The organism is Micromonospora sp. NPDC048843 (assembly GCF_040649965.1).
In the GTDB taxonomy this organism is placed as follows: domain Bacteria; phylum Actinomycetota; class Actinomycetes; order Mycobacteriales; family Micromonosporaceae; genus Micromonospora; species Micromonospora hortensis.
This window is the reverse complement of sequence record NZ_JBEZGJ010000250.1, coordinates 1-7,695: the sequence shown is the minus strand read 5'-3', so window position 1 is coordinate 7,695 and position 7,695 is coordinate 1. Positions and strand designations below refer to the sequence as shown.

Sequence of the window (7,695 nt, the reverse complement as noted above, 5' to 3'; positions counted from 1 at the left end):
GCACGGCCGAGCCACGACCGGGGCACGGACGAGCCACGACCAGGGCACGGCCGAGCCACGACCGGGGCACGGCCGAGCCACGACCAGGGCACGGCCGAGCCACGACCGGGGCACGGACGAGCCACGACCAGGGCACGGCCGAGCCACGACCGGGGCACGGCCGAGCCACGGCCAGGGTCAGGCGCCTCGGCCGGCCTCGTAGGGACGGCCGCGCAGGCCGCCCGAGCGCCGGTACGAGACTGATCCACCGTTGACCGCCGCCGGCAGGTCTCCCGGCCGGTCCAGGCCCATGGCGGCTCGGCGTACCCCTTCGCGCTGGGCGGCGAGGCGGCGCTGCGCCTCCCGGCGGGCCGCGGCCCGCCGGGCCTGCTCCCGGCGCACCTCGGCCTGCCGGGCGGCCAACCAGGCGGCCTCCCGGGCTCGGGCGCGGCGGCGGCGACGCCCGGCGAGAGCCTGACCCCGCAGGTGCACGACGTACAGGGCCAGGAGCAGGAAGGTGACTCCGAAGCCGACCCAGAAGCCGGGGCTGACGAACAGCACGCCGATCAACTCGACGACGTTGAGGAGCAGGAGGGCGGCGAGCACCCGGCGACGCCGGTACACAGCGGGGGTGTGCTGTCGGCGCGGCGGCGGACGGCGACGGGACCGCTTCGGTGCGGCGGGCACAGCGCGCAGTCGACCGGAGCGGCGGACGGCCGGCGGCGCGGAGACCGGAGCGCTCAACGCGCCGGTAGTCGCGTCTTTACTGAGGGTGACGACCAGTGAGCGCGGAGGATGCACGGGTCGCCGTCCCGGCACAGTGCGGCGACGTCGGCGGCGCTGGAGCACCCGCGCCGTCGACTGCGCCCGCTCCGCCACCAGCCGCTCGGTGGCGTCGTACCGACGAACCAACGCCGGGGCCAGGGCGAGCAGGCCGGCGGCGGCGAGGACGGCGAGGAGCACCGAGGTCGGCACCCTCACCCCTCCCGTCACCGAATTCGAAGCAACCGCCATCCGACCGCAGGATCTTCCATCGATCACGCCTGGGCGCGTGGATCGTCCGGCCGGGGAGCGCTTGCCGCAGCTTGCAGTTACTTGAGGTTACGGCGCACCGACCGGGATGCCACTGCGCCGCGCCGATCCCGTCCGTGGGACGAGTGGGCGGATGTCGGGAAATCCTTCTACCGCGCGGTGGCGCGAACCCGGTGCCAACGGGCCAGCAGGCCACCCTCGGCGGCGATCTCCTCACTCGTCACCGCGTACCCGATGTGGTCCCGCCAGGCGCCGTCGATGTGCATGTAGCGCACGTGGTACGCCTCCTCGCGGAAGCCCAACTTTTCCACCACCCGGCGGGACGGCCGGTTCTCCGGACGGATGTTCACCTCCACCCGGTGCAGCCCGCCCGGGCCGAACGCGTGGTCCACGGCGAGCGCCAGCGCCGTCGGGATCACGCCCTGGCCGGCGACCCGCGCGTCCACCCAGTAGCCGACGTAGCCGGAGCAGAGTGCCCGCCGCACGATGCTGCCCACGTTGATGTGCCCGACCAGCCGGTCCCGGTCGGCCTCACGCAGGCAGACCGCGAACGGCATGCCCTCACCCTCGCGGGCCGAGCGCCGCTGGTCACGGTGCACCCAGCGGAACGCGGCCGGCGAGTTCATCTCGTCCCAACCGCCCGGCAGTGACGACTCCCAGGGCGCCAGCCAGGCCCGGTTGGCCCGCCGCACCTCCGACCACGCCGCCGCGTCGGAGCGCCGGTAGGGCCGCAGCAGCACTGGGCCGTCGGTCAACTCCACCGGCCAGCCCGGTGCCCGCGCGGGTCCGAAGAGACTCACCAGCACAGTCTCCCGCGCGGGACCGTGTCGCGCGCAAGTGGACCCACCGGGTTCACCGCACGGATCCGGCGATCACCCGACACGGGCCGCGAGCGGACCGGCCGGGACGCGTCACCGGCGGCGGTCCAGCAGCAGCACGTCCACAGTGGATCCGGCTGCGGCCGTGGTGACCCGCTCGCCGAGCACCAGCAGCCCGTTGGCCTCGGCCAACCCGGAGAGGGTGAACGGACCGCCGCTGAGCGGCTGGACCGTGTACCCGCCGCCGCGGCGCTCGGCGACGTGCGCCGGCCGGAACTCGCGCAACCCAGTCGGCGACGACACGGTCTCCAGCAGGTGCGCCCGCACACTGGGTCGGAACACCGGCTCGGCGCCGGCGAGCAGTTGGATGGCGGGGCGGGCCAGTACCTCGAAGCCGATCAGCGCGGCACCCGGGTCGCCGGGCAGGCAGACCACCGGCACCTCCTCGGCGCCGACAGTGCCGAACCCGAGCGCGGTGCCGGGGTAGAGCGCCACGTCAGTGAAGGTGACCGGCCCGGCGCGACCGCCCTCACGGCGGGAGAGGATCCGACGCACCATGTCTCCGGGGCCGGTGCCGGTGCCACCGGTGGTGATGATCAGGTCGGCGCGCAGCGTCTGGTCCTCCAGCAACCCGCGCAGCCCCTCCGGGTCGTCGTCGCAGATGCCCACCCGGTACGCCAGTGCGCCCACCTCGGCCGCAGCGGCGGTCAGCGCGTGCGAGTTCGCGTCCACCACCTGACCGGGCTGACTGCCCCGGCCCACGTCGACGAGTTCGTCACCGGTGGCCACGATGACCACCCGTGGACTGGGCCGAACGACCACGTGCCCGATGCCGGTCGCCGCGAAGACGGCGACCAGGGCCGGGGACACGTAGGTGCCGGCCCGGGCCAGCAGGGTGCCGGCGGGCAGCTCCTCACCCGCTCGGCGTACCCCGTACCCCCGTTTGGGGGTACGAAAGATCTCCACCGCGGCCATGCCCTGGTCGGTCCACTCCACCGGGACCACGACGTCGGCGGCGACCGGCAGCGGAGCCCCGGCGGCCACCGAGAAGCACGAGCCGGGGGTGAGCCGGACCGGCCGCCAGCTCGCGGCGCCGAGATCGCCGACCACGTTGAGCCGGATGGTGCGGCCTCCGGGCGTGCCGGAGGGGGCCGGGACGTAGCTCGGCCCCCGGCCCCCTCCGGAAATGTCCTCCCAGCGCGCGGCGTAGCCGTCCACTGCAGCCTGGTCGAAGGCCGGGAAGGCGTGCGGCGCGACGACGTCCTCGGCGAGGACGTTGCCGTGCGCCTGGGTGAGGTCGAGGTCGAGTGGCGGCAGCGCGCGCAACCTGCGCAGCACGCTGCCCAGGTAGTCGGCGAGCGGCGTCAACTCGTTCGCGGCCGCCTCGGCGTCGGCCGTCGCGGTCATGTACCAGATCCGCCTGCCGCGTCGGCCTTGACGAAGTCGGCCAGCCAGGACCTGAACTCGGCGCCCAGGTCCTCGCGCTCGGCGGCGATCTGCACCACCGTCTGGAGGTATCCCAGCGGCATGCCGGTGTCGTAGCGGGTGCCGCGGTAGACGATCGCGTGCACCGGGATGCCCTCGGTGCGCAGCAGCTCCATCGCGTCGGTCAGCTGGATCTCGCCGCCGCTGCCCGGCTTGGTCCGCCGGATCGCGTCGAAGATCTTGCCCGGCAACACGTAGCGGCCGAGCACCGCGAGGTTGCTCGGGGCGTCCTCGGGCTGCGGCTTCTCCACCATCCCGGTCACCTTGACGACCTCGCCGATGTCGGTCAGCTCCGACTCGGCCGGCTCGACGGAGGCGATCCCGTACCGCTTGGTCTCGGACGGGTCGACCTCGAAGAAGGCGAGCACCACACCGCCGGTGCGGGCCTGCAGCTCCAGCATCGCCGGCAGCAGCGGCTCCGACGGCTTGACGAACTCGTCGCCGAGCAGCACCGCGAAGGGCTGGTCGCCGACGTGCGACTCGGCGTACCCGATGGCGTGGCCGAGCCCGAGTTGCTCGGGCTGCCGCACTGTGTAGATCTCGGCCAGCTCGCTGGGCCGACGTACGGCGGCCAACCGCTCGGAGTCGCCCTTCTCCTCCAACCTGGTCTCCAGGTCCGGGCGACGGTCGAAGTGGTCCACCATCGACGTCTTACCCCGACCGGTGATCAGCAACACGTCACCGATGCCAGCCTGCGTGGCCTCCTCGACGATGTATTGCAACACCGGCCGATCCACCACCGGCAGCAGCTCCTTGGGCACCGCCTTGGTGGCCGGCAGGAACCGGGTGGCCAGTCCGGCGGCCGGGATGACGGCCTTGACCGCCAGGGGACGGCCGTTTGCGGCGACCGTCGATGAGGGGTTCGCTGAGTGCTCCGACATGCCGCGAGACTATCGGCCACGGCTCTGCCGCGGCGGGTGTGGCCCAGAAGACGCGCCGCCACCCGGCCCCGGCCGGGCCGCGTCCGGGCCGGCCCGCGCCGCGCCCGTCGCGCTGTCCGGCGTGTCGTCGGCCGAATCCGGTCGGGCGTGCGCCGGGCCCGCCAGCGATGATTCCGGTACGCCCACCGCCGGGTCGGACCGGGCGGGCCCGCCCGGCTCACGGCTGGCCTGCACCGGCTGGCCGGCGCGCGGCAGCCCGTCGGGTGGGCTCACCGCAGAAGCGAGCACCGGGATCTCCCGGGTCGGCAGATCCGAGCGCACCTCGGCGACCCGGTACGTGTCGCGGCCCGCCGCCTTGGCCGCGTAGAGCGCGTCGTCGGCGGCTTCCAGCACCTCTCGCCCGGTGCTGCCGTGGTCCGGGAAGACGGCGATGCCCACCGACACGGTCACCAGGACCGGCCCGGCGTACGCCTCGACGGCGATGGGCGTGTCGCGTACCGCCGCGCCGAGCCGCTCGGCCACGATCGCCGCGCCCCGCGCGTCGGTCTCCGGCAGCAGCAGCACGAACTCCTCACCGCCCTGGCGGAAGGCCAGGTCGACCTCACGGATCTCCCCGCGCACCCGCCGGGCGAACTCGGCCAGGACGGTGTCCCCCGCGGCGTGGCCGTAGGTGTCGTTGACGTCCTTGAACCGGTCCAGGTCCAGCGCGAGGACGCTGAGCATCCGCCCGAAGCGGCTGGCCCGTTCCACCTCCCGCCGGATCGATTCGCGCAGGTAGCGGTAGTTCCACAGCCCGGTGAGCGGGTCGGTGAGGGAGAGCCGCTGCGCCTCCTCGTGCACCCGGACGTTGTCCACCGCCACTGCGGCGTGGCCGGCGAAGGTGCGCAGGGTGGCCAGGTCGTCGTCGTCGAACTCGTCGGCGCCCAGCCGGTCGTAGAGCGCCAGCACGCCGAGCGCGGCCGCCGCGTTCGCCTCGTCGACCGGCCCCGAGGGTCCGCCGAGGGTGGCAGTGGCACCGCCGGGCGGCGCGGCGAACGGCACCGCGACGTAGGTGCGACAGCGTGGCTCACCAGTTGGCGCCTCGGTCGGCTCCGCCCTGCCCCGCTGCGGTTCCCCGGTGGCGGCGACCTCTCCGACCACGCCGACGCCGACCGGCACCCGGAGCGTCTGCGACCCGTCCGCCTCCTCGGCGGGCCAGCGCCCGTCAAACCCCTCGGTGCACTGCGCGACCAGCACCCCGCCGGTCTCCACCAGCAGCACGGCACCGGCGCGCGCACCGGTGGCCCCGATGGCACTGCGCAGGATCACCCGCAGGATGCGTTGCAGGTCGTGCGTGCTGGCCAGGGTGTCGCCGAGCACCGCGAGGTGCCCGCGCAGCTGATCCCGGTTGCTGGTCAAGGCCGCGACGTAGGAGCCGGTCTCACGGGTCATCCGGTTGAACGCGGCGGCCAACCGTCCCAACTCGTCGCGGCTGCGTACCGGCACCCGGGCGGTCAGGTCGCCCTGGGCCACCCGGTCGACAGCACCGGCCAGCTCCGCCAGCGGCCGGGTGGTCACCCGGGCCAGCCGCCAGGCGGTCAGCACCGCGAGCAGCCCGGCCAGCACGACCACCCCGACCAGCGTCGCGTGCAGCCCAGGTGGCCGTTCACTGGGAACGGAGAGCACCAGTGGCAGCGGCTGCGCGTCGGAGGGCCCGAGCCTGCGCACGTACCGGCCCTCGTTGGTCTCGGTGACCTGCTCTCCCCGTACGCCGACGGCGGCGGCCAGCACCGCGTCGCGGACGTCACCGGACTCGGTCGTGTGGGTGACCCGCGCGGCGCTCGCCCCACTGTCGAGCAGGGTGACCGCCACCCCGGTCACCGCCGCCAGTCGGGCCACGAAGGCCGGGTCGACCAGTTGCGCGGCGGTCACAGTGCCCAGCCGGGTGCCGGAGCGGTCGTGCAGGTCGACCTGGGCGGCCAACGCACGGACCGGGCCGGCCGAGCCGGGGTTCGAGCCCCCGTTCGTGCCCTCGGTCGAGCCGGCGCAGTCCTTCCACGGGGTCGACGGAGCACCGGGCGATATGTAGGTGACCTGGCCGGCCACGTCGGTGACCAGCACCGCTGCGGCCAGGCCCCGGCCGACCAGTTGCGCGGCGGCGACCGCCGGATCGGCGGTGAGCGCCACCGCGTCGGCCGTGGCGCGTAGCTGCTGGCAGAGCGCGTCGACCGAGGTACGAACAGTGGACGCCGCCACCGCCAGGCGCTCGGTGGAGCGGCTGCGGTCGACCGCAGCGACTGTGGAGGCGACGAAGAGCGCGCCGAGCAGGACGGGCCCGAGCACCACCACGAGGAAGGCTGCCGTCAACCGCCCGCGTAGCGTCACTCGTCCCCCCGGAAGTTCCGCCTCCGTTGCTTGCGATGCTGACACAGTGCAACCGTGGGAGAGGCGTTGCGTCAGGAGTGTTGCGTGCCGGAATTTTCTGATGAAGCGGAAGTGACCCGGATGGCGAAGCGGGACACCCGCGTCGAGCTGCTCGCTCGCCGCCGGTCGCTGCCCGCCGAGACCCGGGCGGCCGCCGCCGGGCGCGTGCAGGCCGAGCTGGTCTCGCTGGTACGCCGGCTGCGCCCCCACCGGATGACGGCGTACGTGCCGGTCGGCTCCGAACCGGGCGGCGCGGACCTACCCGAGGTGCTGCGGGCGGCGCTGCCGGCGGACGCCGAGTTGCTGCTGCCGGTGCTCCTCACCGACCTGGATCTGGACTGGGCGGCGTACACCGGGCCGGATGCCTTGATCGCGGCGGGACGGGGTATCCGAGAACCAGCCGGTGCCCGCCTCGGTGTGACCGCCGTGGCGCACGCGCAACTCGTCGTCGTACCGGCTCTCGCTGTCGACAGTCACGGTCGGCGGCTCGGGCGCGGCGGCGGCTCGTACGACCGCGCACTCGCCCGGGTACCCGAAGCGGCCCTGACGGTGGTACCGCTCCACGACGGTGAGCTGGTCGAGGCGCTGCCGGCGGAGCCCCACGACCGTCGGGTGCGCGCGGTCGTCACTCCCGCCGACGGGATGCGTACGCTTGACGACGGCCCGGGTGCGGCGCACGGTGTCGCGCCCCACACGTCTGCTGGACGAACCCGGGGCGAATGACGCACCATTGGCACTCGAATACGTCGAGTGCCAACTGGCTGAGCCCAGATCCGGAGGAGAACGTGCCCACGTACCAGTACGCCTGCACCACGTGCGGTCAGCAGCTCGAGGCGGTGCAGTCCTTCTCTGACGAGCCGCTGACCGAGTGCCCGGCGTGTCAGGGGCGGCTGCGCAAGGTCTTCAACTCGGTCGGCATCGTCTTCAAGGGTTCGGGCTTCTACCGCACCGACTCCCGGGCGTCCGGTTCCGAGACGACAGCCGGCGGCACTGCCACCAAGCCGGCGAAGTCCGAGTCGTCCTCCGGTGACAGCTCGTCGTCCTCTTCGGGGTCCTCGTCCTCGTCCGGGTCGTCCTCGTCCGGTTCGTCCTCGGGC

The 7,695-nt window shown here is 73.8% G+C and carries 7 protein-coding genes; 2 read left to right on the top strand and 5 right to left on the bottom strand.

Going from position 1 to position 7,695, the window contains the following annotated elements:
- Positions 1 to 177 precede the first annotated feature (177 nt).
- From AB0C20_RS33535 to AB0C20_RS33515, 5 genes are all read right to left on the bottom strand, one after another.
- Entirely contained in the window at positions 178 to 960 is a 783-nt protein-coding gene (locus AB0C20_RS33535; RefSeq protein WP_357190966.1) for a hypothetical protein, read from the bottom strand.
- A 200-nt stretch (positions 961 to 1,160) separates the two neighbouring features.
- Positions 1,161 to 1,811 (bottom strand): GNAT family protein, encoded by a 651-nt coding sequence (locus AB0C20_RS33530; protein ID WP_357190964.1) that lies wholly within the window; start codon positions 1,809 to 1,811, stop codon positions 1,161 to 1,163.
- A gap of 111 nt (positions 1,812 to 1,922) precedes the next feature.
- Positions 1,923 to 3,236: a gephyrin-like molybdotransferase Glp gene (glp, locus tag AB0C20_RS33525; RefSeq protein WP_091394702.1), complete on the bottom strand. Its 1,314-nt coding sequence runs from the start codon at positions 3,234 to 3,236 to the stop codon at positions 1,923 to 1,925.
- Entirely contained in the window at positions 3,233 to 4,195 is a 963-nt protein-coding gene (locus tag AB0C20_RS33520) for a UTP--glucose-1-phosphate uridylyltransferase (RefSeq protein WP_357569510.1), read from the bottom strand. Before AB0C20_RS33520 ends, glp begins: the two co-directional genes overlap by 4 nt.
- Positions 4,196 to 4,204: 9 nt before the next feature.
- Positions 4,205 to 6,559, bottom strand: a complete 2,355-nt coding sequence (locus tag AB0C20_RS33515) for a diguanylate cyclase (protein ID WP_357569509.1) — start codon at positions 6,557 to 6,559, stop codon at positions 4,205 to 4,207.
- 84 nt (positions 6,560 to 6,643) lie between these two features.
- Here AB0C20_RS33515 and AB0C20_RS33510 point away from each other — a divergent pair, with 84 nt between their 5' ends.
- Both AB0C20_RS33510 and AB0C20_RS33505 read left to right on the top strand, forming a co-directional pair.
- The gene (locus tag AB0C20_RS33510) at positions 6,644 to 7,321 is read left to right on the top strand and encodes a 5-formyltetrahydrofolate cyclo-ligase (protein WP_357190958.1); all 678 of its coding nucleotides are present in this window, start codon (positions 6,644 to 6,646) and stop codon (positions 7,319 to 7,321) included.
- Positions 7,318 to 7,695, top strand: a 378-nt coding sequence (locus tag AB0C20_RS33505; protein ID WP_357569508.1) for an FmdB family zinc ribbon protein, incomplete at its 3' end; no start/stop codon positions are given. The genes AB0C20_RS33510 and AB0C20_RS33505, both read left to right, overlap by 4 nt.